The 25,042-nt window shown below is 72.0% G+C and carries 21 protein-coding genes; 17 read left to right on the forward strand and 4 right to left on the reverse strand.

Features of this window, described 5'->3' with window-relative positions; all coding sequences use genetic code 11:
- The first annotated feature begins 526 nt into the window (after positions 1-526).
- The 8 genes from ACFFRH_RS24395 (at position 527) to ACFFRH_RS24430 (ending at position 9,408) form a co-directional block, all read left to right on the forward strand.
- Positions 527-2,119 (forward strand): pyridoxal phosphate-dependent decarboxylase family protein, encoded by a 1,593-nt coding sequence (locus ACFFRH_RS24395; protein ID WP_344743154.1) that lies wholly within the window; start codon positions 527-529, stop codon positions 2,117-2,119.
- Positions 2,116-3,657: a phenylacetate--CoA ligase family protein gene (locus tag ACFFRH_RS24400; RefSeq protein WP_386159767.1), complete on the forward strand. Its 1,542-nt coding sequence runs from the start codon at positions 2,116-2,118 to the stop codon at positions 3,655-3,657. Before ACFFRH_RS24395 ends, ACFFRH_RS24400 begins: the two co-directional genes overlap by 4 nt.
- Before the next feature lie 47 nt (positions 3,658-3,704).
- Entirely contained in the window at positions 3,705-4,205 is a 501-nt protein-coding gene (locus ACFFRH_RS24405) for a DUF8788 domain-containing protein (protein ID WP_344743152.1), read from the forward strand.
- Between the two features lie 25 nt (positions 4,206-4,230).
- Positions 4,231-5,013, forward strand: a complete 783-nt coding sequence (locus ACFFRH_RS24410) for a hypothetical protein (RefSeq protein ID WP_344743151.1) — start codon at positions 4,231-4,233, stop codon at positions 5,011-5,013.
- Between the two features lie 34 nt (positions 5,014-5,047).
- On the forward strand, positions 5,048-5,524 hold the full coding sequence (locus ACFFRH_RS24415) for a DUF8788 domain-containing protein (protein WP_344743150.1): 477 nt from the start codon (positions 5,048-5,050) through the stop codon (positions 5,522-5,524).
- Positions 5,521-6,069 (forward strand): DUF8788 domain-containing protein, encoded by a 549-nt coding sequence (locus ACFFRH_RS24420; RefSeq protein ID WP_344743149.1) that lies wholly within the window; start codon positions 5,521-5,523, stop codon positions 6,067-6,069. The genes ACFFRH_RS24415 and ACFFRH_RS24420 overlap by 4 nt, the downstream gene beginning before the upstream one ends.
- Positions 6,070-6,249: 180 nt before the next feature.
- Positions 6,250-7,014 (forward strand): MBL fold metallo-hydrolase, encoded by a 765-nt coding sequence (locus tag ACFFRH_RS24425; RefSeq protein ID WP_386159772.1) that lies wholly within the window; start codon positions 6,250-6,252, stop codon positions 7,012-7,014.
- A gap of 543 nt (positions 7,015-7,557) precedes the next feature.
- Positions 7,558-9,408, forward strand: a complete 1,851-nt coding sequence (locus tag ACFFRH_RS24430; protein WP_386159775.1) for a condensation domain-containing protein — start codon at positions 7,558-7,560, stop codon at positions 9,406-9,408.
- Positions 9,409-9,572: 164 nt separating this feature from the next.
- On the opposite strand, the gene ACFFRH_RS24435 is transcribed toward ACFFRH_RS24430, so the two are convergent.
- On the reverse strand, positions 9,573-10,850 hold the full coding sequence (locus ACFFRH_RS24435; RefSeq protein ID WP_386159778.1) for an alpha/beta hydrolase family protein: 1,278 nt from the start codon (positions 10,848-10,850) through the stop codon (positions 9,573-9,575).
- 59 nt (positions 10,851-10,909) lie between these two features.
- On the opposite strand from ACFFRH_RS24435, the gene ACFFRH_RS24440 reads away from it, so the two are divergent.
- The 7 genes from ACFFRH_RS24440 (at position 10,910) to pcp (ending at position 17,570) form a co-directional block, all read left to right on the forward strand.
- Positions 10,910-11,458 (forward strand): helix-turn-helix domain-containing protein, encoded by a 549-nt coding sequence (locus tag ACFFRH_RS24440; RefSeq protein WP_344743143.1) that lies wholly within the window; start codon positions 10,910-10,912, stop codon positions 11,456-11,458.
- Between the two features lie 188 nt (positions 11,459-11,646).
- Positions 11,647-12,078 carry a PPOX class F420-dependent oxidoreductase gene (locus ACFFRH_RS24445; RefSeq protein WP_344743142.1) on the forward strand — a complete coding sequence of 144 codons (432 nt, stop codon included), beginning with the start codon at positions 11,647-11,649 and terminating at the stop codon, positions 12,076-12,078.
- A gap of 423 nt (positions 12,079-12,501) precedes the next feature.
- Complete coding sequence (locus ACFFRH_RS24450) at positions 12,502-13,389, forward strand: hypothetical protein (RefSeq protein ID WP_386159782.1); 888 nt, start codon at positions 12,502-12,504, stop codon at positions 13,387-13,389.
- A 30-nt stretch (positions 13,390-13,419) separates the two neighbouring features.
- Positions 13,420-14,511, forward strand: a complete 1,092-nt coding sequence (locus ACFFRH_RS24455; RefSeq protein ID WP_386159785.1) for a hypothetical protein — start codon at positions 13,420-13,422, stop codon at positions 14,509-14,511.
- A 143-nt stretch (positions 14,512-14,654) separates the two neighbouring features.
- Positions 14,655-16,508, forward strand: coding sequence for an endonuclease/exonuclease/phosphatase family protein (locus ACFFRH_RS24460; protein ID WP_386159787.1), 1,854 nt, complete (start codon positions 14,655-14,657; stop codon positions 16,506-16,508).
- A gap of 28 nt (positions 16,509-16,536) precedes the next feature.
- Positions 16,537-16,947 (forward strand): thiol-disulfide oxidoreductase DCC family protein, encoded by a 411-nt coding sequence (locus ACFFRH_RS24465; protein ID WP_386159789.1) that lies wholly within the window; start codon positions 16,537-16,539, stop codon positions 16,945-16,947.
- Positions 16,944-17,570, forward strand: coding sequence for a pyroglutamyl-peptidase I (pcp, locus tag ACFFRH_RS24470; protein ID WP_386159792.1), 627 nt, complete (start codon positions 16,944-16,946; stop codon positions 17,568-17,570). The genes ACFFRH_RS24465 and pcp overlap by 4 nt, the downstream gene beginning before the upstream one ends.
- A 141-nt stretch (positions 17,571-17,711) precedes the next feature.
- Here pcp and ACFFRH_RS24475 read toward each other — a convergent pair whose 3' ends face one another.
- On the reverse strand, positions 17,712-18,767 hold the full coding sequence (locus ACFFRH_RS24475; protein ID WP_386159795.1) for a hypothetical protein: 1,056 nt from the start codon (positions 18,765-18,767) through the stop codon (positions 17,712-17,714).
- 122 nt (positions 18,768-18,889) lie between these two features.
- On the reverse strand, positions 18,890-20,326 hold the full coding sequence (locus tag ACFFRH_RS24480) for a glutamate-cysteine ligase family protein (protein ID WP_386159798.1): 1,437 nt from the start codon (positions 20,324-20,326) through the stop codon (positions 18,890-18,892).
- Between the two features lie 249 nt (positions 20,327-20,575).
- Here ACFFRH_RS24480 and ACFFRH_RS24485 point away from each other — a divergent pair, with 249 nt between their 5' ends.
- The gene (locus ACFFRH_RS24485) at positions 20,576-21,613 is read left to right on the forward strand and encodes an alcohol dehydrogenase catalytic domain-containing protein (RefSeq protein WP_386159801.1); all 1,038 of its coding nucleotides are present in this window, start codon (positions 20,576-20,578) and stop codon (positions 21,611-21,613) included.
- A gap of 157 nt (positions 21,614-21,770) precedes the next feature.
- Here the strand turns inward: ACFFRH_RS24485 and ACFFRH_RS24490 are convergent, their stop codons facing one another.
- The gene (locus tag ACFFRH_RS24490) at positions 21,771-22,844 is read right to left on the reverse strand and encodes a class I SAM-dependent methyltransferase (RefSeq protein ID WP_386159804.1); all 1,074 of its coding nucleotides are present in this window, start codon (positions 22,842-22,844) and stop codon (positions 21,771-21,773) included.
- Positions 22,845-23,081: 237 nt separating this feature from the next.
- Here ACFFRH_RS24490 and ACFFRH_RS24495 point away from each other — a divergent pair, with 237 nt between their 5' ends.
- Complete coding sequence (locus ACFFRH_RS24495; RefSeq protein WP_386159807.1) at positions 23,082-25,004, forward strand: S9 family peptidase; 1,923 nt, start codon at positions 23,082-23,084, stop codon at positions 25,002-25,004.
- The last annotated feature ends 38 nt before the right edge of the window (positions 25,005-25,042 follow it).

Raw genomic sequence — 25,042 nt, forward strand, 5'->3', positions numbered from 1 at the left:
GCGCGTGAGTAACTGTGGCCGGAATCTGCCACTCCACCTGCGTCCGAGGTCTTGCGCCCCTCCTGTCATCAATGGTTAGGTCACTTACATGACGGGCGTGCCAACGTATGCGGCGGGCGAAATTCAGCTCGAATCAATTGTGATTCGTCCACGAAGAGCCTCCTCCAGACCCTGATAGCCGGCGGCATCGTCACCGGCTGATCGAAACCGCCTGAAGAAGAGCGCGAGCAGGGACGACGAGACCCTGTCGCGTCATCCCTCACCATCATCGATCATCAACCCCTCCTTGACTTGGACCGTTCCAAGCTTCAGGACGGTCCGACGGCGACACGAATTCCGCCTGACGCCCCCGGACGCCTCCCCGGATGCCGGGACCTCTTTCCCGCTCGACGTATCACCGTAGATCACGCATTTATTCACGAGAACCCTCATGTGATCGCCCGGGAGTTCAATTAACCACGCCCGAACCCCTGTCCAGGCGCGGCCATTGGGCGTTCTCGACGCCGGATCGTTTGGAGCCTCCTCCGTGACGAGTTCGCTTTCCGATGTCCAGAGTCCCTTTCCAGAGCCGCTGGCCCCAGAGCCGGCGACCGGCGAAGGTCACCGGTCACCCACTCCGAGTCTCACCGCGGCCTTCGACCCCGAACGTTTCCACGACGGCGCCCTGGACATCGTCAGCCGCCTGACGACGTATCTGGGCGACCGGTCGGTCCGCGGGCTCGACCTCCTCGATCCGGCGGTGCTGCTCAAGGCCGCACGGGAGCTGATGACCCCCGAACGGCAGCGCGTCGCCGACTTCGACGCCGACCGGGTGAACCAGATCGTCGACCTGTACACAGGGACCGGCATCCCGGTCTACTCCCCCGGCTACATGGGACGGCAGTTCTCCGGGGTGGTGCCGCTGGCCAGCCTCATGGACCTGGTCGGCTCGGTGGTCAACCAGCCCTCCTCCTTCTACGAGGCCGGGCAGCTCCCCAGCGTCGCCGAACGGCTCATGGCCGAGGAGCTCAACCGGTTCATCGGCTGGGACCGCGACCGGTTCGCCATGGTGACGACGTCGGGGGGCTCGCTCGCCAACCTGACCGCGCTGCTGGCCGCCCGCAACCGTGCCTTCCCGCAGATCTGGACGCGCGGCGCCGGAGGCATGTCGGGTCCCCCGGCCATCGCGGTCAGCGAGGAGGCCCACTACAGCGTGACCCGGGCGGCCGGGGTGCTCGGCATCGGCGAGCGGCAGATCGTCCGGCTCCCGGTCGACCGGGCCGGGCGGATCCGCCCCGATCTGGCCGGTCCGGCACTCGACGAGGCGCACCGGCGCGGCCTGCGGCTGTTCTGCCTGGTGGCCTCGGCCGGGACCACGTCGATGGGCGCCTTCGACCCGCTGGAGGAGCTCGCGGCCGTGGCACGCCGGCGCGGGCTCTGGCTCCATGTGGACGGGGCGCACGGGGCGAGCCTGCTGCTGTCGGACCGGCACCGCGACAGGCTGCGCGGCATCGAGCAGGCCGACTCGCTGACCTGGGACGCCCACAAGATGCTGTTCATGCCGTCGCCGTGCACGCTGCTCTTCTACCGTGACGGCACGACGGCGCGCGGCGCGTTCCGGCAGCGCGCCAGCTACGTCTTCGACGAGGAGCCGGACGTCTACAGCGCCTACGACAGCGCGGACAAGAACTTCGAGTGCACGAAACGCCCGATGATCATGCCGCTCTGGACGGTCTGGTCGGTCTACGGCCCGGCGCTGTTCGCGCAGCGGATCGACCGGCTGTGCGCCATGACCCGGCAGGCGTACCGGATGCTCGCCGCCGAGCCGGACTTCGCCGTGGCGCACGAGCCGGAGTCCAACATCCTGTGCTTCCGCTACCTGCCGGACGACCTGGAACAGGCGACCGCGCACCGGTTGCAGCTGGAGATCCGCAACCGGATCCGGGGCGGCGGTCGCTTCTTCATCTCCAAGGTCGACATCGACGGGGTGGCGGCGCTTCGCGTGGTGGTGATGAACCACCTGATCGACGCCGACCACCTGGCAATGCTCATCGCCGAGATCAGGGACATCGGGCAACGGGTGCTGCGCGCGAGCGCCGCGACCCGGCACGACCAGCAGCGGAACGGGAGCCATTCATGACCATGACGGATCTGGACATCGCCACCTCGACGGAGCTGGCGGCACGGCTGATCCCCGAGGAGGAGCTGCGGCCCCGCTCGGTGGACGACGTCACCCGGCTGCCGTCGTTCGCGGGGAGGCTGGAGGAGTGCGGGCGACTCACCGGCACCCCGTACTGCGAGGCTCCGCTCGACCTCCAGAACGCGCTGGTGTTCCGCCGGCTTCAGCAGCTCGTCGGCATCGCCCTGCTCAACCCGCTGTGGCGCGAGCGGCTGCACTACTTCGGCATCCACGGCGCCCCCGCCGACATGTCCGAGTGGGAGCGGATCCCCCTCTCGGACAAGACCGTGCAGCGGGACATGTTCATGGGCGCGCGGGCCGGGATGGTCGTGCCGCTCGACCACGGCGGGTTCGAGGTGGTGGCCAGCGGAGGCACCGGCGACGGCATGCCCCTGGAGATCGTGTACTCCCTGCGGGAGCTGCGCGACACCTACCGCATCGCCGGGGCGTTCATGGGCGCCTACCAGCTCGGCCGCTACCTGCGCGGCCCCGCGCCGCGCTGGCTGTTCACCACCCTGGCCGACTACCAGATGTGGAGCAGCGGGACCATGGTCGGCGGCGTCCTGTCCCACGTCCCCGAGGTCAACTACATCGGCGCGGGACCGGTGAGCGCGCCGGTGCTGGAGCACATGTTCTCCTACCCGGGCCACAAGGCGCTGATGGGCATCACCGCCGGCATCGCGCTCCTGCCCGAGCTGGGCGCGGGCCTGTCCCCGCAGGCCAGGGCGAGCTTCCGGGTCGCCATGTACGGCAGCGGCTCCCTGCCGCAGCGCAAGCGCGACGAGCTGCAGGCGTTCTTCCCCAACGTGTCGATCCTCAGTTACTTCGCCGCGACCCAGGCCGAGTGCGTCGGGCTCCAGCTCGACCACGCCTCGCCGGCGCTCTCGGCCGTGCCGGGGCTGCACCTGGTGGAGATCGTGGACGAGCAGGGCCGTGCCGTCGCCGAGGGCGAGGAGGGCGAGCTGGTCGTCACCCGGCTGCACGCCGACGAGACGCCGCTGCTCCGGCTCAAGCTCGGCGATCGGATGATCCGCCGTCCCGCCCTGAACGGGCCGGGGCTGCGCGCCGAGCGATTCGAGTTCGCCGGGCGCACCGCCGACGTGCTGCACCTCAACGACAGCCAGTACTCGGCGACGCTGGCCTACGCGGCCCTGCGCGGGCGGCTGCGCTCGACGACCGGCATCGACCTGGACCTGGTCGCGCACGAGGTCCAGTTCCACAACCACCGTGAGGACCGGATCCTCAGCCTGCTGGCGGCGGTGGACGACGCCGAGGGCATGGCCGCGGCCGTCGAGCACGCGCTCGGCCCGAGCGGGACCCGCCAGCTGTTCACCCAGGCGCTGCCGAGCTCCCTGTCGCTCTTCAACGACCGGGAGGCCAACGCGGCGGCCATCGAGCAGACCGGGTACGGGTTCCGGCTGGTGTTCGTGCCCCCCGCCTCACCGCGGATCGAGCGGACCACCGTCGGCAAGACGCCGCTGGTGAGAGACCGGGGCTGAGCACGCGGTGACCCGTACGCCCGAATGACATCCGACAAGGAGGATCGATGAAACAGAGGATCAGCATCGTCGTGATGGTCGACGCCGTGGGAGCGTTGTCCGACCGGACGCTGCACAACGGCAATCTCTCGCTGGTCGACGACAGCTCGGCGGGGAGCAAACACCAGGGGACCCCCGACCTCGTCACGGCGGTGGCGCCGGGACAGGTCGTCCAGTGGACGCCCATCCACGTGGACGTGCAGACCCCGGTCGAGATCCAGGCCATCGAGTTTTTGTCCGGTACGTCCGTCGCGTCCCCGGCCGGCCAGGCCGGGGCTCCGCACCCGGCGGAGTCCTCCGCCGCCCCGGCACCCGGTGTCGTGCCCGGGGCGCGGGTCGACGCCACCGGTTCCAACGGTTTCGAGAACTACGACCTGCTGGTGTGGGAGGGCATCGTGCCCTACGACATGACGCCCGGTGTCCCGTACCGCTACCGGCTCTCCCTCAGGCTCCACGAAGGACCCAACAGCGTGCTGCACATCGACTCGCCCGCGCTGCTGCGCGTGTGAGCCACGTTCTGCGAAAGGCGGTTTCATGGCCCAGCAACACGGGATCATCGTGCTCTTCGATGTCGAGAACGCGCTCCGGACGCGATCGCTCGACGGCAACACGTACTGGTTCGACAACATGAAGTTGTTCGGCTCGGCCGGGGTGGGCACCGAGCAGCTGGTGACGATCGTGCCCGGCACCCACTTCCTCGACGGATCGCAGGCCACCGAGCAGGTCCTGAACTGGCTGCCCGCGGCGCTGGGGTCGATCCCCCCGACGGTGCCGCGCAACTACCTGGCCGAGCAGGAGCGCGCCGACGACCGGCGCACGCTGAACGAGCTGGCCTCGCTCGACGCCGAGGGCGGTGTGAGCGAGACCGAGCTCAAGCGGCTGCAGCGGCGGGTCGGCAAGCGCGCCGGCAAGCTGGGCGGCGGGCGCGGCCTCACCGCGGCCAAGCTGCTGGACGTCACCGGCAAGACCACGAGCGGCACCGCCGCGTACAACTACCCGGCCCCGGTGATCACCGACATCACCGGCGAGGCCATCACCGAGAAGATCATGTATCCGGCCCAGTACGGGTCGCCCGACATGATCTACGACGGCTGGTACTGGGCCGCGACCGTGGACACGAGCCGGCCCGGCGTCTACTCGTACACGATGCACATCCAGCTGCACGAGCTGGTCGAGCGGAACGGCGAGATGGTCTGGGAGTCCGTGGACATGACCTGCAAGTCCAGCCTCAAGATCATCAACGACCCGAAGCGAAACGGGTTCACCGGTGCCGGAGTGGGCGTGCTCCCCCTCCCGGCGGTCCCGGCCGTCCGCTGACCCGATCCGGAGCGTTTTCGAGCGGAGGAGCCGCATGCCCCCGAGGAACAAGCAGCCAGCCCAGCCGGCCCAGGCCGCCCGTCCCACCCGGCCCGTGACGATCACCGCGGTGGTCGACCCGGTGGCCGCGCTGGCGTCGGAGAACCTGGACGACAACCTCTACTTCTACGACACCAACAAGGCCGCGGGGTCCACCGGTTTCGGTACCCCCGCGCTGCACAGCCGGGTACGCAAGGGCGACACCCTGCTGTGGAACGTGATCCCGCTGGAGTGCGAGACCTACGTGTCCCTCAGCGACATCGAGATCGACCCGCGGATCGCCGAGCCCACGCAGAAGGTGTATCCCGGCACCGACATCGTGTTCTGGACCGCCGAGGTCAAGCAGGACCTCACCGAACCGGTCCCGTACCGGCTCTCGTTCCTGCTCGGCACCGTCAGCACGCCGTTCACCCCCACCGCCCGGCCGACCCTGGCCGGTCCCGCCAGCGAGGGAAAGAAGGAAGGCCGATGACCCAGGCGTACGCGGCCACGGACTTCACCGATCGCGGCCAGCTCAACTCCGTCCAGCTGAACGTGGTGACCCTCGTCGACATGGAGAGGGCCGCCGCGACGAAGTCCCTCGAAGGCTGCCTCTACATGATGGACAACAGCGTCGGCGGGGTCGGGCAGGGCAGCGACCATCTGGAGACCATCTGCAAGCAGGGGCAGGTGATCAACTGGATCATCCGCCCGATCGACATGCACCGCGGCGCGGACGGCACCTGGCCGCCGATGCCGAAGATCAACAACATCGTCTTCCTCGACATCGAGAAGGGTGACGAGGACGACGTCGCCGAACGCCGGATCATGACCGAGCTCAAGGTCTACGGCGCTCCCGACCGGATGCGCGACCAGTACACCGCCGTCTACTACTACTGGGCCGGGGCGGTGATGAGCGAGGCCCGGCCGGGGCTCTACCGCTACCGGCTCGTCCTGGAGCTGGAGAAGGAGCACGGCACCGACAAGCTGTACCTGAACTCGGTCCGTTACCCCTCCCTGCGGGTCCTGCCCGTCTGACGGTCCGCGCGCCGGTCCGCGCGGGGCCGTGAGCGCGGTGTGGTGAAGGTGGGAGGGCCGTGGCCGCCGCCGGGCGGCGGCCACGGCTGTCGGGCCCGGCGTGTCCGGGGCGTACGGGATCCCGGCTCGGCTAGCGTGATCCGGACGATGTCCGACCACGCAGCGAACGGGGAACCGTCCGTGACGACCACCATCACCGTGATCGGCGGCCCGACGGCCCTGCTGGAACTCGGCGGGCTGCGCATCCTCACCGACCCGACCTTCGATCCGCCGGGAGATCACCCCGCCGGGCCGCTCACGCTCACCAAGACCGCCGGCCCGGCCCTCTCCCCCGCCGACATCGGCCGGGTGGACCTGGTGCTGCTCAGCCACGACCAGCATCCCGACAACCTGGACGGGCTGGGCCGCCGGATGATGTCCGCCGTGCCGCTGACCCTGAGCACGCCCGAGGCCGCCGCACGCACCGGGGTCACCCCGATGCTCCCCTGGCAACACCACGACGTCGGCCGGGTTCGCGTCACCGCCGTTCCCGCTCTGCACGGCCCGCCGGGGTGCGAGCCCGTCGTCGGTCAGGTCACCGGTTTCGTGCTCACCGGCCACGGGCTGCCCACCGTCTACGTCAGCGGGGACAACGCCTCGCTGGCGTGCGTGGAGCTCATCGCCGGGCGGTTCCCGGCCGTCGACATCGCGTTGCTGTTCGGCGGAGCCGCCCGCGCGCCCATGATCGACGAGCGGCTCACCCTGAACGCCGCCGAGATGGTGGCCGCCACGCGGCTGCTGAGGGCCCGGCGCGTGGTGCCGCTCCACGTCGACGGCTGGGCACACTTCACCGAAAGCCAGTCGGACGTGCGGGCCGCCTTCTCCGAAGCCGGTCTCGACCACCTGCTCGTCGCCCCCGTCCCGGGACGGCCGGTCCCCCTGGAGGAGGCGGGGGCGAGCTGGTGACGGAACGGGGGCCGAACGGCCGGTTCACGCGGCCGCCGACGCCGGTGACACAGCGGATCTCCTCGTCTTCACCCGTGGCGTCCTCCGACGTCGGACCGCAGAGTCCCTGACCGCGAACATTCCTTACAGTCAAGAAAAATCACCAGCGTGACACGGGTGCGGGGCGACGGGCGAGGCGCGAAAACCACCGCGGACAAGGGCTTGTCGCGTCTCTCGCGGACATGATTCACTGACGTCGTCCCCGAAACTGTAAGCAAACTTTCCAATAACGGCCTTCCCGGTTTGGTGGCTTTCCGTGGCACAACCGCTCTCGTTCGGGCAGGAACGGTCCTGGCTCCTCCACCGATCCGACCCGTCAGCCCCCTCCTGCGCGCACCGGCCGCGCGATGTGGCCGGCACCTATCGGGAGCCTCCGGACGTCCGGCGCACCGGTGGTGTCTTCCGTGGCGTCTTCCGTGGCGCCTCCGGTGGTGTCTCCGACGCGGAGCGGTGCCCGGGGTACGCCGAGCGGACGCGCGCCGGTGCGCGGCCGAAGAGCGCCCCGTGACCACCGCGCGCTTCTCCGGTCTGACGGCGCGATCCGGCCCGCTGACGACAGGGCAGGCCAACATGGTCCGCTGCATGCTCACCGATCCGCCGGAGCACATGAACTACCGCGTCGTACGGGCCGTCCAGCCGGGCACGACGCTCGCCGTAATCACCGAGGCCGCGCTCCAGCTGGTGACCCGGCACGAGTCCCTGCGCACGACCTTCCACGACGACCTCCAGCATGTCCTGGCCGCCGGGAGCGTGGCCATCGAGGTCCACGACACCGAAGAGCCCACGGCCGGACCGGACACCCGGGACGCGGGCGGCTCCCCGGTGAGCGTCGGCGACGCAAAAAGCATCGGCCGCACGGAGAGCGTCAGCGGCACGGAGAGCGTCGGCCGCACGGAGAGCGGAGAGACCGGAGGGCCGGAGGACGAGGGGCCGGAGGGCACCGGGGACGGAGGGGCGGTCCGGACCCGCGCCGAGACACCCGACACCGACCTCGCGGAGGAGGTCGCGCGGCGGCTCCAGGGGACACGCTTCGCGCTGGACACGGAGATCCCGCTCCGGGTCGCCGTGATCGCCTCCGGCGGCGTGCCGCGACAGGCCGTTCTGGTGACCACGCACAGCGCCATGGACGCGGCCGGGCTGGCCGTACTGCTCACCGAGTGGGACGACCTCCTCCTCGGCAAGCCGCTCGCGCCGGTGACCGCGCCGCAGCCGCTCGACGTCGCGGCGGCCGAGCGGACCCCGGCCGGCCTGCGGCGGGCCGGGGCGGCGCTCCGCTACTGGGAGGGTCATCTGCGCGAGGTGCCCCGGTCCACGCTGACGGTTCCGGTGGACGGCGAGACGGACTGGCTCCTCCCCCGGTTGCGCGTGCGCTCGGTCCCGGCGGCCAGGGCGCTGGGGCGGATCTCCGCACGCACCGGGACGAGCCCGTCGGCGGCGGTGCTCGCGGCCCTGGCGGTGCTCGCCGGGGTGCGGGCCCGCCTGCGGACGGTCGTCGTGCTGTCCATCGCGGCGAACCGGTTCCGGCCCGAGCTGCGCGAGTACGTCGGGCCGCTCGCCCAGGACGCGCTGATCCCGGTGGAGGTGGGCGGGGACGGCTTCGACGCCGTGTTGCGCGGCGCGCGCTCGGCGACGATGGCCGCGTACCAGAACAGCCGGTTCGACTCGGCCGCCCTCATCCGGATCATGGAGGACGTCCAGCGGGAGCGCGGCCTCTTCTTCGCCCGGGACATCGTGTTCAACGACATGAGCGCTCCCGGCCGGGGCACGCGGGTCAGCCGTACCGGCGAGGACGTTCACTCGGTCTGGCTTCCGCCGGCGACCCTGCCCACGCGCACCTCGCTCTGGGTCCACCGGCTGCACGGCGAGTTCGACGTCACCCTGTGGGCCGACCCGCGCTGCCTGCCCCGCGACGACACGACGGCCATCGGCGAGGGGATCGCCCGGCTGCTCATCGAGGCGGGCGACCGGGACGTGCCGCTGACCGAGCTGACCGCCCTCACCGGCGTCGCCCCGGTTCCCCGGGACGACGGCTGGCTGCTGGTCGACGGCTGCTGGGTCCACCTCCCCGAGGTCGAGCGCCTGACGGCGGACGCGCTCGCGCGGGTGACCGGCGAAGCGGCCCTCGCCGCCGGAACGGCCGTCATCGCCGAGGCCGACGAACGGCTCGGGCACCGGCTGGTGTGCTTCACCTCGGCCGGGACCACCCCGGAGGCGCTGCACTCCGCCTGCCTGAGCCTGCTGTTCGGCCGCATGTCGGCCATGGCCCCGCACCACTACGTCGTCTGCGCGACCGCCCCGCCCCCGGGCGCGTCCTGGCGGGATCTGCCGAGGGTCGCCGAGGGTTCAGGGCGCTGACACCTCGCCGGGTGCCCCCGCGCCCGGTCCGGCGGCCGTACCTGCGGCCGTGCCCGCGTGGCACCCGCCGGACGCCGCCCTGACCGCGAAACCGGGAGACCTGGCCGGGGACCCGGGAGGCCGCGAAGCCACAAGACCGGGAGGCCGGGAGGCCGCGAGGCTCGTCAGGCGATCTTCACGGCGTCCGTCGTCAGCCACTCGGCGATGTCCGCGACGACGGCCGGGTCCACGTGTTGCGCGGGCTCGTACCCCGCGGGCGTGGACGGACCCGAGCCCGGAAAGAACAGATGGTCGTCGGCGTCGTAGACGCGGATGGTGACATCGGGCCGGTGGGCGAGGCCGGCCCGCCACCCTGGCAGATCGTCGGCGACGGTCACCTGATAGTCGCGGCCGCCCTGGAGGACGAACATCGGTCTGTCCAGTGCCGCCGCGGTCGCGACCGGGTCGTCGTCGCGCAGGTCCAGCCAGTACGCCGCGGGCCGGCCGAACAGCAGCGCTTCGGCGGGTGTCGACGGTGACAGGCCGGGATCGGCGACCATCGCGGCCTGCCGCGTGAACGTCTCGACGGCGGCCTCCATCGCCGGGCCCGGGTCCAGCGAGGCGAGGTAGCGGATGACGCGGACGGCGGCCCGGTGCATCGGCTGCGTGTCCCCGGCCATGATCACCAGGCCGGCGACCGACGTCTCGGCGGCCGCGACACGCGGCGCGGCCCTGCCGCCCATGCTGTGGCCGAGAACGAAGACGCGGGCGGGGTCCACGCCCGGCTGCCGCCGGAGCAGCCGGACGGCGGCGACCGCGTGCGGCACGTACTCGTCGGCCATCGTGAAACCGGGCATGTCCGCCACCTGGCCGCCGTGGGTGTGGGTCACCTTGTCGAACCGCGACACCGCAATGCCTCGGGTGGCGAGCCCCCAGGCCAGGTCCTTGAGCGGTTTGTTGGCTCCGGCGGTGGCGTCGCGGTCGAAGGGGCCTCCGCCGCCGAGCAGCACGACGCCCGGTCGCGGGCCGGCGCCGCGCGGCAGGCTCATCGTGCCGGACACGGCGAGAGGTCCGTCGCCGATCGTGACGTCGTGTTCGTCGAAACTCTCCGGGTCGGCGTACGGGGGAGGCTTCCAGGGCGCGGTGTCGGCGGCGAGCCGCAGGCCGTTCAGCATGCCGTCGCGGTCGACCGACATCACGACGGTGAGCCCTCCGCGCTCGCAGGTCACCGGGACGCTCACGCGGACCGGCTGCTCCCCGGCCGGTTCGCTCACCGGCTCGCCGACGGTGGAGACAGGACCGCTCCTGCTCTCCTCGGCCGCCCAGGCGGCCCGCAGCGCCTCGGCGCCGACCAGCGCTCGCAGCCGCGGCGCGAAGAGCTCTTCGATCTCGGCGAAGCGTCCCTGGCGCGCCATCTCGACGACCGTGAGGGCGATCGCCGCCGGGTCGGTTCCCATCGTCATTCCCAACGCTACCTTTCTCAGTTTTTGAGAAAGGTAGCACGACATGAGATCGTAAGGGAGTGAACACCTTCGAGCTTCTGGGGCACCCGATCCGGCTACGCGTCGTGCACGCGATGCGCGGAGGGCGGACACTGACGACCTCCCAGCTGTGCGCCCGCATCCCCGACGTCTCCAAGGCCACCGTCTACCGGCACGTCGACCTGCTCGCGGCCGGGGGAATCCTGGAGGTGGCCGAGGAGCAGCGCGTGCGCGGCGCGGTCGAGCGCCGCTACCGCCTGCGTCAGGATCGGGCGACGATCGACGCGAGCACGATCGAGTCGATGTCGCTCGACGATCACCGGCGCGGATTCGCCACGGCGATGGCCACCCTGCTCGCCGAGTTCAACGCCTACCTCGACCGGGAGCACGCCGACCCGGTGGCGGATCTCGTCGGCTACCGGCAGCACGCCACCTGGCTCAGCCGGGACGAGCTCCTGGAGATGATCGGTGAGCTGCGCGCCGCGATCGCGCCCCGGCTGGCGAACCGGCCCGCGCCCGGCCGGGCGCGATACCTGCTCAGCCCGATCCTCTTCCCGGCCGAGGACGCCTCCGCCCCCGAGACCGGTTGAGCCGTCCTCCGCACCCGAAGCCGGTTGAGCCGCCGTCCGCACCCGAGGCCGGTTGAGCCGTCCTCCGCACCCGGGTCCCGGCCCCGCGTCGCGGGTGGCGACCGGCAGAGGGTGCCCCGCCACCACCGCGCCCGCGTCCCCGGGAACGACAGGAATAACCGGCGTCCGGTCGCGGCTTGCCCCTGAACATGACCGCCACATCATTCGATCCGCGCACGCTGCTCGCGGAGAGCCGGCTCGGTGTCCTCGCGACGATCAAGTCGGACGGCCGCCCCCAGCTCTCCCCCGTGATGCCCTTCTACGACCGGGAGGCCGGTGTCCTCTACGTCTCGATGACCGAGGGACGCGCCAAGACGGCGAACCTGCGCCGTGACCCCCGGGCCACCCTGGAGGTCACCAGCCCCGACGGCCTGGCGTGGGCCACCGCCGAGGGCACGGCGACCCTCACCGGACCGGGGACCGACCCTCGCGGTCCCGAGGTCGAGGCGCTGGTGGGCTACTACCGCGTCGCCGCCGGGGAGCACCCCGACTGGGACGAGTACCGGTCGGTGATGGTGTCGGACCGCCGGGTGCTCATGGCGATGACGGTCGACCACGTGTACGGCGAGAGGATCGGCTGACAGCACCCGCCGGAGGTCTCGCACGCCCGGCCCGTACCGCGGCACCACGTCCTCACCGGATCGCGCTTCGCCCGGACCGGGCCTTGCTCCGCACGGACCACCGCACGGGCCGCCGCGCGTACGGGCCGGGCCTTGCTCCGTACGGACCACCGCGTTCGTACGGGCCGGGCCGGTCGCCGGGGTGCCCTCCGCCCGATCGGCGTGCCGTCGACGACCGGCCCCGCGGGTCGCCGCGCCCGAACCGGCCGCACCGGGCCCGCCCCCGAGGCGGGCCCGTTCCCACCTGGGGTGATTCCCGGGCAAATATTACGATCATCTTTTTCGCACGCGATACTCGATGATGGGGAGGCACCATGTAAGGACGCATGACCTGAAACATGGTTAATCGCTATGCTCTTGAAACACGGCAAAGGGGGCGAGCCTGTGCAGCGCGTGGTGGTCGATCCTGAGGTGCCCAGGGATGTCGCCGACCTCTTCCGCCAGAACGGTCCGCTGCTCTACCGCCTCCGCACCGGCCGCCCGCCCCGGGACAAGGACGACCCCAGGGTCCCCGGGGTGCTCGTGGGAATCTTCGGCGGGACGGCGGCCCTCGCGGCGGGCGGCATGGCCGCCCTGGGCGCTCCGGTCCCCCAGGCCGTCGTGTTGCTCACCGCGCTGATCTGCGTATACCTCTTCATCCTCGGGGTGGTCTACCTCGCCAGGAAGCCCTCTCCCGCCGACTCCATCGAGCGGATCCTGTACGCGCACGCACGGCACTGGCAGGGGCGCTTCCTCATCCTGGAGGACTTCGACCACAACGCCAGGCACCTGCTCGGCCGGGTCCAGCGCGCGATCGACTACGTCCTTCGCTCGCGGGTCAACGCGATGGGCATGCTCGACAGCGTCCGCAACTCGGTGATGCTCCCCGCCGAGGAGTGGGAGATCGCCCGGCTGCTGACCAAGCTCTCCGCGCTGCGGGCCAAGCACCGCCACCTCGCCAGGGGCGGCAGGAGCCCCGAGGTGGTCGCGGCGATGGCGCCGCTGGAGCGGGCGCTCGCCGCCAGCGAGGCCGCCGTGCTCGCGCGGGTCGAGGCCCTGGAACGCTACGCGGGCCACGTGGCCGAAGCCGAGCGGGCACTGCTCTCCCAGGGACAGATCGAGGTCCTGCGGGCGCATCTGCCCGAGTACGAGCAGCTCGTCGCCGAGACGGGCGCGGCCAGGTTCTCAGGACCGGAGATCGGGCATCTCAGCGACGACGCCGACATGCTCCGGCGGGCGCTCCGCGAGAGCGTACGCTCGGCGCACGAGGCGTTCCGCCATCTCGACGGCTGACATGAATGTGATCGAAGGAGGGGCGAGCCCGTGCGGCGAGTGGTGGTCGATCCTGAAGTCCCCCCCAAGACCGCCGACCTGTTCCGCCGGCACGCGTCGATGTTGTCGCGCATCCGCGCCGGTTGGAGCCCCGAGCCTCCACCGCCCAACTCGCGCCTGCCCGGACGGTTCCTGAACATCGGCGGGGGGATCGCGGCGCTCTTCCTGGTGTGCCTGATGTTCCTCGCCGACGTCGGGCAGCTGTTGTTCTTCATGCTCGCGCTGCTCGTCTTCGTGGTCTTCGTCGGCCTGCTGGCCGCCCGCGAGCCTGCCGAGCCGGAGACGATCGAGCACGAGCTCTACCGCGAGGCCCGCTGGTACGAGGGCCGCTACCTGCTGCCCGCCGAGGACTTCGACTACAACGCCGGGCAACTGCTCGACCGGACCCAGCAGGCGATCGACTACATCCTGCGCTCGCGGGTCAACGCCGTGGGCATGCTCGACAGCGTCCGCAACTCGGTGATGCTCCCCACGCAGGAGTGGGAGATCGCCCGGCTGCTGACCAAACTCTCCGCGCTGCGGAACGAGCACCACGAGTTCGTGTACGGCGGCAGCACGCCGGAGGTGGCCGCCGCGATGGCGCCGCTGGAGCGGGCGCTCGCCGCCAGCGAGGCCGCCGTGCTCGCGCGGGTCGAGGCCCTGGAACGCTACGCGGGCCACGTGGCCGACGCCGAGCGGGCACTGCGCGCCCACGACCAGATCGAGGCGCTTCGCGCACGCCTTCCCCGCTACGAGGAGCTGCTCGCGGAGTCCGGGGCCGATGCCTTCGCCGTACCGGAGATAGGGAGGCTGGCCGAGGACGCCGGGCACCTTGAGCAGGCGCTGCGCGACAGCGTCCGCTCGGCGCACGAGGCGTTCCGTCACCTCGACGGCCCTCCCGTCCCGCCCCCCGCTCCGCCCCCCGGCGGTCCCGCCCCCTTCGCGGGCGGGTTCCCCCCCTCTCACGACGCCTCTTCCGACACCTCCCCTGGCGCTTTCCCCGGCCGGCCCGCGGGCCTGGGGGAGGAACCTCCCGGCCCCTCCCCCGACACCCCTCCGGGCCGGGGGCCAGGCGACCCTTCGGGCGGGTCCCCGTCCCCCTGAGATCCGTCTTTCCCGGAGTGGGGTCTCCGGCCGCCGGGACACCGCGGTGAGGTTCCCCCTGGCCCGGCGACGGGCCGGGCAGGTCTCGCCCTTGTCATGGATGACGAAGAAGGCGAGGATAGCTCGCGTTCTTTGGAGGTAGCATGCGGATCCGCCTGGACGTGACCCTCGGCGTGGTCGTGCTCGTCGACGTGCTGCGGGTCTTCCTGCCGTCGCTGATCACACTCTTCGGCCGGGCGGGCAGCACCCCCGCGGAGATGATGGGCCTGTACGCCGCCTCCTGGTTCGTGCTGGCCTTCCTGACCGTCCCGCTGGCCAGGTCCGTCCGGCCGCCGCTGATCGCCCTCGGCGCCGCGGGCCTGCTGCTCCTGTCCAGGTTCGCGCTCCAGCTGACCGGCGGCGGGGACGCGCAGCTGTACGTGGCCGGCCTGGGCCTGCTGGCCGGGCTGGTCTGGCTGGTGGCGATCGCGATGGGCAGCAGGGACGCCCGGCCGGTGATGGGCGGGCTGATCGCCGGTCTGGCCGCCTCCACGGTGGTCCACGCGGCGCTGGACGGCATCGACCTGATGTGGCGGCCTGGAGCGGTCCCGTGGATGCTGCTGCTGGTGGAGCTCCTGCTCTTCTGCGCGTTCACGGTCCGGGCCGAACCTCCGGACGAGGAGTACTCCGGGGCTCCCCGCGCCTGGCTGGCGGTCGGCCCCGCCCTGCTGCTCTGGGGTCTCTACACGGGCAACACCGCGCACGCCCAGGCGGCGACCGACTCCGCCCAGCAGGCCGTCGCCGTGATCGTGGCGGCGTTCGCGGTGGTGTCCGCGGCGCCCGCCGCGCTGCCGGTGCTGCGCCGCCCGCTCCTGCCCGCGCTCGCCCTGGTGGCCTCGGCGGTGGCGTTCACGCTGGGCAGGGCCACCGTGGACGGCGTCCACGGCGTGGCGCCCGGCTGGACGATCGTCGCGCAGATCGTCGGGCAGGTCGCGCTGGGAGCCTGCCTGGCGCACGCCGCGACGACCTTCGGCCGGGAGCGGCCGGCCCGGCGGGGCCTGGCGGCGGCCGGGGGGATGCTGCTGTTCCTCGTGTTCACCTTCGGCTACTACGCCGCCTACGACCTCTACCTGCCCAACGGGTGGGTGCCGGTCTGCGCGGCGCTCGTCGTCGCGCTCCTGGGCGTGGCGGGCAGCGCGGGCCTGCCGCGCCGCTCCTACGACCGGCGGTTCGCGGCGGCCGCCGTGGCCTCGGTCGCCCTGGTGGCGGCCGTTCCCCTATGGCAGGGCACCCGGCCCCGCTGGGAGCCGCCGGGCGACGGGCTGCGGATCGCGGCGTACAACATCAGGATGGGGTACGGCGAGTCCGGCAGGCTCTCCCTGGAGCAGCAGGCCGACGCGATCAGGCGGCTGAGGCCGCACGTGGTGGTGCTGAGCGAGGCCGACAGGGGCTGGCTGCTCAACGGCGGCCACGACGGGGTACGGCTGATCGCCGAGCGGCTGGACATGCACTACATCTGGGCCCCGGCGACCGACGAGGTGTGGGGCGATGCCCTGCTCACCACACTGCCGATCACCACGATAAGGAACCACGTGCTGGTCCAGGGCGGCCCGACCGGCGCGCAGGCGCTGGAGGTCGGGCTGCGCTGGCAGGGCAGGGACGTCACCGTGATCGGCACCCACCTGCAACCTCCGCCGGACTGGCGCGAGCTCGACCAGGTCGAGCAGCTCGGGGGGATCGTGAGGAACGCGGCGGAAGGCGGCGCCCCGGTGGTCGTGGCCGGTGACCTCAACCTCCAGCCCGGCGACCCCGCCTGGCGGGTGCTGACCGGGGCGGGCCTGACCGACGCCTTCGCCCCGGTCAGGCCGTTCAACACCATCCCCTCCTGGAGCGGCCCGGCCGAGCAGATCGACCACGTGCTCGTCACCCCGGGGTTCACCGGAAAAGACCAGGCCAACCCCGATGTCCCGTACTCCGACCACCGTCCGGTCGCGGTCACCCTGGTCGCCGGGCCTTGATCGAGTTCCGCTGGGTAATGTCAGTCGCATGACGGGACAGCCTGTACTGGTCTTCGACGGCGACTGCGGTTTCTGTACGACGAGCGTCCGGTTCGCCGAGCGCCGCGTCGGGGTGCGCGCCCGGGTCGTCCCCTGGCAGTTCGCGGACCTCCGGGCGCTGGGCGTCACGCGCGAGCGGGCCGAGCGCGAGGTGCTCTGGGTCGAGGACGGCCGGGTGTACGGCGGGGCGCAGGCGGTGGCCAGGCTGCTGATCGCCGCCGGTCTCCCGTGGAGCCCCCTGGGGTTCGTACTGCGGGTCCCGCCGTTCCGGTGGGTGGCCGGCTGGGTCTACCGGCTCGTCGCCGCCAACCGGCACCGCCTGCCGGGCGGCACCCCGGCCTGCGCCCTGCCCTCGGACCCCACGGCGGTTTCCCGCCCCGCGACTCCGGAACGCCGATGAAGGGCGTCCTGATCACCGGGTTCGAGCCGCTCGACGGCGGCGCCAACCCGTCGTGGGAGGCGATCGGGCTCGTGCCCGGGGTGCGGACCGCGCTGCTCCCCTGCGCGTTCGGCGGGACGCTGGAGCACCTGCGCGCGGCGGTGGCGGAGCACGACCCGGCGGTGGTCGTGTGCGTCGGGCAGGCCGGAGGGCGGCCGGACGTGACGGTGGAGCGGGTGGCCGTCAACCTCGACGACGCCTGTATTCCCGACCGCGCGGGGCACCGGCCGATCGACGAGCCGGTGGTGCGCGGCGGCCCCGCCGCCTACTTCTCGACCTTGCCGGTGAAGGCGTGCGTGGCGGCGGCGCGGGCCGTCGGGGTTCCGGCGAGCGTCTCGCAGAGCGCCGGGACGTTCCTGTGCAACCACCTGTTCTACGGCCTCATGCACCTGATCGCCACCGAGAGGCCGGCGGTCCGCGGGGGTTTCGTGCACGTGCCGTTCAGCCCCGAACAGGTCCTGGGCGAGGCCAGCCCCTCCATGCCCGTCGCGATGGTCGCCCAGGCGCTCACCGCGATCGCGACCACCGCCGTCTCGGTCTCCCTGGGCGGCGATCTCCGCCTGGTCGGCGGCTCCCTCCACTGAGGGCCGCCGCCCCGCCGAAGGCCGCCGACGGGTCGCCGACCGGCGCTGAGGGGGGCGGAGAGGTCCGGTACGGGTTTCTCAGAGAGGCGTTCCCCAGAGATCCTCAGAAGCATTTCTCAGAGATCCTCAGAGAGGCGTTCCTCAGAGGGGGACGCCGTACACCGCGCGGCGGCCCGCGAACTCGCTCACGCTCCACAGCGTCCTCTTGTCGCGGACGCAGGTCAGGTCCTCCGGGCCCACCGGGTAGGGACGCCTGCGCACCGTGTCGCCGACCACGATCAGGGTGCCGTTCCCGGTGGAGCCCGCGGTCTGGCTGAGGTACCAGGAGCCCTCGTGGGAGAGCGCGCCCTGGATCTTGCCCGCCGGCAGCGCGTAGGCGTCCGTGGCCTTGACGACGCTCCCGGCGGGGGCGTTCAGGATTCCCCCCTCGGTGAGCGGCCAGCGGGCCACCCGCCCGACCGTGCCCGCGGTGTCGACGTACTCGCCGGAGATCAGGGTGTCGGGGGCGGTGCTGCGGTCGACGGCGGCGAAGGAGAAGCGGGCGGTGCCACTGGTGGTGGTCCAGGCGTCGGTCTGCGGCATCACGTACCGGTAGCCGAACGCCTCGTACACGTCGCCCTTCCTGCCGATGCTCTCCGTGCCGTCCCCGTCGATCTCGAAGATCTGCCGGGTGTCGAAGACCCGCAGGCCCCGGGTGGTGTCGGCGACGTACAGCAGGTTGCCGTACCAGGCGACGCCGCCCGCGTGGATGTTGATCGGCGCGATGTTCCCGTCGGCGCCCACCCGGACGAGCAGGACGTGCCGGTAGCGGAGCGTCGCGGTGTTCAGAAAGCTCAGGCGCACGCCCCGCTCGGCCCCCGACGCGGGAGAGTGGTACCAGCTCACCACGAACGCGCTCCCGCCGATCCCGGCGTCGGAGGCGCAGGTCAGGCCCTGCGGGTACCACTCCCTGGTGGTGTTGTCACCGGCGTCGAAGGTGTACCAGTCGACCGGTTTCGGCTTCATCGTGGCGAACGCCCCGGCCCCGGCCCCGGCCGACCCCTTCCTGACCATGACGCGGTTGGCCTTGGCCAGGACGGTGTCGAGGGACACCCGCTTGAGCTCCTTCTCCAGGATCTTGATCCCGGCCGCGAGACCGCCGCCGCCGTCTCGTTTCAGCCCGAACGGCTCCGCCGATACGGCCTTCATCTGACTCATGAGGGGTCTCTCCCTGTCCGGTCCCGCCAGGATGGGCGGATCAAGATACGGAGTTCATGAGTATGCCGGTACTCAAATCCCTTTTGTAGTTAAAGAGCCGGGGCGAACAGTCCCTTCTGTGGTTAAAAAGGCCAGGTGTGGACGGGGTCCCCGGCCAGCGACAGCTCCCGGTACCGGCTCACCACGCGCGCCGCCGCGGCCTGGTCGCCGACCTCGCGGGCCAGCGCCTCACGCTGCCAGATCGAACCGGTACGGCGGCGGACGACGCGCTCGCGCACGATGTCCAGCGCCCACCGGGTCTCGTCCGGGTCCACGCCCATCCTGTCGAGCCCGGCCTCGGCGACCGGCAGCAGGTCCAGGGCGAGCCGCTCGGCCGGGACCTCCTCGCTCAGGCCCGGCCAGCTCAGCGGGGCGTCCAGGCCGTGGATCGCGGCGCGGTAGAAGTTACGGTAGGCACCGGCGAAGGGGAAGTCCTCCACCGGCCGGACTGCGAGGGCGGCGGTCAGCCCGAGCAGGAACGCGGTGTTGGCCGCCATGTCGGGCGCGCTCGGCCCGGCGGGCAGCGCGCGCATCTCCACCCTCAGGTGGCCTCCGTCACGGGGGTCGTAGACCGGCCGGTTCCACTGCCACACGGTGCCCTGGTGGAGCCGGAGCTCGGCCAGCTTGGGGACGCAGCCGACGGGCACCTCCTCGGGCGCCGAGGTCATCGGCAGCACCGGCTCGTAGTCGCGGACGCACGTCTCGAACATCTCCTCGATGCTCTGCACCCAGCCCGAACCGAACCCCACCCGCCGGTCCCTGCGGTCGAGCCGCTCCACGTCCCGGTCGTCGGCGGCCTCCTCGAACAGCGCGATCCTGGTCTCCTCCCACAGCCGCCTGCCCAGGAAGGAGGGCGAGTTCCCGCTGACCGCGAGGACCGGGCCGATGGCCAGCTGGGCGGCGTTGTAGACGCGGGCGAAGTCGGCGGGGGTGGTGCGGAGATGGACCTGCCAGGAGGTGTTGGCGCTCTCCAGGATCACCCCCTCGACCTCCAGCTCCAGCAGCTCGACGCCCTCGACGCGCACCCGGAACGGCTCCGTGCGCAGCCGCCGCATGCCCCTGGCCAGCGCCCGGTAGCGGCCCTCGCCGCTCAGCGCCTCGTGGGTGAAGTCGAACTCGCTCAGCGACGGCAGGATCCCGATCGCCACGGCCTGCCCGCCCTGCGTGGCGGCCGCCGCGTCCACCACGGCCATGATCTCCCGCATCTCGCGTACCAGCGCGCTGAACGGCCGCCCGGCGATCGGCAGCGGGGTGAGGTTCGCCTCCAGGTTGAACCTGCCCAGCTCCAGCGTGAGCCGGTCGTCGTCCGCGGCGGCCTGCACCTCGTGGTTGCGGGGAAGCGGCCGCCCGTCGGGCGTTATGAGGAACATCTCCAGCTCGGCTCCGATGGTCGCGGGACCGGCTCCGAAGCCCGGTCTCGCGAGCACCTCGCGGAGGGTGTCGAGCTGCTCCGCCAGTTTTCCCCTGAAACGGAGGAATTCCGCCTCGGAATAGCGGTCCTTGTCGACTTTCTGCCCCATCGCACCGTCCGATCAGTTGACCCTTGTGCCCTCCCTCTCTCCCAGAGTGCGCGTTCTAATCAGAACGTCCCGACACCGGGGGCGCGCACGGCGTCGCCGGAGGTCGTACGGCCTCCGAGGTGGCCCGGGGCCGCCCGGCCGGGCGGATCCCCGACCGAATAGGCTCACCGGCCAGACGGGCTTTCCGGCGGGAGGAGCCGGGGGGCGGGACGGAACCGGGGCAGAGCCGGGGCAGAGGAGTGTGCGCGGATGCGAGCGGTGGTCTTCGACGCCTTCGGGGCCGATCCAGAGGTCAGGGAGGTGCCCGCCCCCGAGCCTCCGCCCGGGGGAGCGGTGATCCGAGTGGAGGCCACCGGGCTGTGCCGGAGCGACTGGCACGGCTGGCAGGGCCACGACCCCGACATCCGGGTGTTCCCCCACGTACCCGGGCACGAGCTCGCCGGGGTCGTCGAGGCGGTGGGCTCCGGCGTCGCCTCGTGGCGGCCCGGCGACCGCGTCACCGTCCCGTTCGTCTGCGCCTGCGGCTCCTGCGCGGCCTGCCTGTCCGGCGATCACCAGGTCTGCGAGCGCCAGACCCAGCCGGGGTTCACCCGCTGGGGTTCCTTCGCCGAGTACGTGGCCGTCGACCACGCGGACGTGAACCTGGTACGGCTCCCCGAGGAGATGTCCTTCAGCACCGCCGCGAGCCTGGGCTGCCGCTTCGCCACCTCGTACCGCGCGGTGACCGCCGTGGGCCGGGTGCGGCCGGGCGAGTGGGTGGCCGTGCACGGCTGCGGCGGCGTGGGGCTGTCCGCCGTCATGATCGCCGCCGCGGCCGGGGCCCGGGTGATCGCCGTGGACGTCTCGGCGGGCGCCCTGGAGCTGGCCCGGCGGTTCGGCGCCGTCGCCCTCGTCGGCGCCGGACCGTCAGAGGCCGACGTCGCCGGGCGCGTCGGGGAGCTGACCTCGGGCGGCGCCCACGTCTCCATCGACGCGCTCGGCAGCCCCGGGACGTGCGTGGCGTCGATCGAGAGCCTGCGCCGCCGGGGACGACACGTCCAGATCGGCCTGCTGCCCGGTCTCACCCCGCTCCCGATGGGCCGGGTGATCGGCTACGAGCTCGAACTCCTCGGCAGCCACGGCATGGCCGCCCACGCCTACCCGGCGATGCTGGAGGCCGTCGCCGACGGCACCCTGAACCCGGAGGCCCTGGTCACCCGTTCCATCGGCCTGGACGAGGCGGGGGCCGCGCTCGCCTCGATCGGTTCCGTCCCCGGAGTGACGATGATCCTGCCGTCCCTGCGCTGACGGGCTCACCGGGCTCACCGGACCTGTCGGGCGCGCATGCGCCCAGGCAGGACCCGGGGTTGCGGGATTGCGGGAACGCGGGATCCCGGGAACGCGGGCCGCACGGGCGCGGGCCCTCCGCTCTCCGGTGGATCACGACAGGCTGCTCTCCGGTGGATCAGGACAGGCGGCGGACCTGGAGGTTCGCGCCCCACCTCTCTACGGCCTCGTCGTCGGCGAAGGCCAGGGCCCTGAGCATGTTCCCCCCGCCGCTGATCTCGACGTTGCGGCGCAGGCGCCGGCTCAGCCGCTCCGGCAGCCTGGTGGTGCTCGCCTCGACGGTGTCGCCGTAGAACGGGGCGAAGGCCACCCCGGCGAATCCGGTGCGGCGCAGCAGGGCGGGCACGGTCTCGGCCGAGTAGAACATCAGGTGGTTTCCGGTGAAGCCGCTCCAGCCGCTGCCGTACGCCTTGAGCTGCAGGGAGGCGGCGTTCACGGTGAGGACGAGCAGCACCCCGCCGGGGGCGAGCAGGGACCGGAGGCGCCTGAAGTCGTCGATCGGGCGGGGCAGGCGGGCGAGGACCGACCAGAGGGTGATGACGTCGAAGCCCCCCGCGGCGACCGCCGGGACGTCCTCGAGGGCTCCGGCGTGGGCCTTCGCGGAGGTGAGCCGCTCGTTGGCGGCGGCCACGGAGTCGGGTGAGCGGTCGATCCCGGCCGCGTCGAAACCGCGCCGCTCGGCGAGCCGCAGGAAAAGGCCGGTGCCGCAGCCGAAGTCGAGCAGCCTGCGCCCCTGCCCCGAGGAGAGGACGGGCCCGAAGGCGTCCATGGTCAACCGGTGGCGCCGCTGCCGGCTGACCGCGTACCTCCCGGTCAGGAAGCCGTCGTAGCCGGTGGCGTACAGGTCGCCCAGCCGGTCGGGCCGGATGTTGGGGTTGCGGTAGAGGAAGCCGCACGCCGGGCAGCGCACCACCCGGTAACTCCATCCCTGCTTGTCGCCGGTCGGCTGGAACATCGGCTGCTGGCGCGTCTCCCCGCACAGGTGACAGGTGACGAATTCCTCGATCTCCCCCAGAAGTGTTCGTTCCCGGTAGTCCTGGAACCTCAGGACAGGGGCCCGGCGAATTCTCAGGCGCCACTGGATCTCGCGGGCGATCCTTTCCCCGGGGCGTACGTAAACCCGTTGTCCCCGGGGAATCCGGTCGTAGCGGGAGCCGTACACGACCCGCGAGAGCGTTCGTTTGACGGACACCGCGCCCATCCCTTCACCGGACCATCTCAAAAGGAGAGTTCCTATCAAAAGTGACACGAACCCATCAATGACTCAACCGTTCTTTCGTATCAGCGCCTTCAGGTATTTCAAGAGACCGAACAAACAACACCTTTCCAAAAAAGGGCAGAACACAACATCAGCACTATCTCCACCAGAACCGACATAGCACTTTAAATGATCCTATTAATGACTAAAGGGGTGATAGCGTTGTTGACCATGCGCCCAGAAGACCTCGCCCTGCTCAACGTCCCCGGCAGTGTCGCGCTCCACGGCGACCTCCTCCTCGTCGACGTGGCCCGTCCCGATCCGGAGGCCGACGCCTACCGGGGAGGCCTGTGGCGGGTGCCGGAGGACGGCCCGCCCGTCCGGTTCACCTTCGGCGAGCGCGACAGCGCGCCGCGCATCTCCCCCGACGGCGCCTGGGTCGCCTTCCTGCGCGCCGGCGGCGACGGCGGCGACGGCGGTGCCCCGCAGCTGTACGTGATGCCCACCGGCGGTGGCGAGGCCCGGCCGGTCACCGATCTGCCGCTGGGCGCGGGAGCTCCGGTCTGGGCGCCGGACTCCCGCCGGATCGCGTTCGTCGCCCGGGTCGCCGAGCCCGGCCGGTACGGCACCGAGGAGGGGGTGGGCGCCGCGGCCGAGGCGCCCCGCCGGATCACCGGGCTGCGCCACCGCACCGAGGGGGTCGGCTTCGTCGTCGACCGGCGGCAGAGCCTGTTCGTGGTCAACGCCCTCGCCGACGTCCCGAAGCCGGTGCGACTCACCGAGGGGCCCTACGACGCGGACTCTCCCGGCTGGACGCCGGACGGCGAGCACGTGCTGGTCTCGGCCCCCCGCGACCTCGACGGCGAGAGCCTGCACACGGACGTGTACGCGGTCCCGTCCGGCGGGGGCGCCCCGATCCTCGCGGTGCGCAGCGCCGGATCCGCCGAGCATCCCGTCGCCCTGCCGGACGGGGACGTGCTCTACCTCGGTACGGAGTTCTCCGGCGTCGACGCGGTGGCTCACAACGTGGGCCTCTACCGCGCGCCGCTTCAAATCGGCGGCGACGGCGACGACGGGACGGGCGCGGCCGGGACCCGGCTGACCGAGGAGGAGTCGGTGGACTGCGAGCCGCTGCCTCCCGTACCCCGGGAGGACGGCGTCCTGGTCGCGGTGCGGACGCGCGGCGCGATCGAGCTGCGCCTGGTCCCCTCCGGCTCCGCCGACGCGCCGCTGGAGAAGCTCGTCCCGGTCCTGGGCGAGCGGGCGCGCGTCAAGGCGTTCACCACCTGCGGGGAGCGGATCGTCGCGGTGCTGTCCACGCCCATGAGCCCCGGCGAGGTGGTCACCCCCGACGGGGCGCTGACCGACTTCGCGGGCTCCCTCCCCGGGATGAGGCCGCTGCGTGAGATCACCGCCGTCTCCGCCGACGGCTACCCGGTCCACGGCTGGCTGGCCCTGCCCGAGGGCGACGGGCCGCACCCGGTCCTGCTGAACGTGCACGGCGGCCCGTTCCACCAGCACGGATGGTCGTTCCTGGACGAGACCCAGGTCTACGCGGGCGCCGGGTACGCGGTGGTCCTGCCCAACCCGCGCGGCTCCTCCGGGTACGGCCAGGCGCACGGCCGGTCGGTGATCGGCGCACTGGGCACCGTGGACGCCGACGACGTGCTCGCCCTGCTGGACGCGGCGCTGACCGACCCCGCGTGCGACGCCGAGCGGGTGGGCGTGATGGGCGGCTCCTACGGCGGCTTCATGACCAGCTGGCTCGCCGCCCACCACGGGGACCGGTTCAGGGCCGCCTGGAGCGAGCGCGCGGTCAACGCCTGGGACTCCTTCACCGGCTCCTCCGACATCGGCTGGTTCTTCGCCGAGGCCTACTGCGGCCCCGACCTGGAGGCCCAGCGCGCGATGAGCCCGCTCTACCGGGCCGACCGGATCACCCTGCCGTTCGCGGTGGTCCACTCCGAGGACGACATCCGCTGCCCGGTCGAGCAGGCGCAGCGGATGTTCGTCGCGCTGCGCCGCAACGGCACCCCCGCCGAGCTCCTGCTCTTCCCCTCAGGTGGGCACGAGCTCACGCGCGGCGGCCGCCCGAGGCACCGCCTGCAGCGCTTCGAGGCCGTCCTGGAGTGGTGGTCCCGCCACCTGTCCTGACCTTCCCGGGGCGTACGAGGACCGGGGCGCCGGACCCA

This window comes from Streptosporangium vulgare (assembly GCF_042428775.1).
In the GTDB taxonomy this organism is placed as follows: domain Bacteria; phylum Actinomycetota; class Actinomycetes; order Streptosporangiales; family Streptosporangiaceae; genus Streptosporangium; species Streptosporangium vulgare.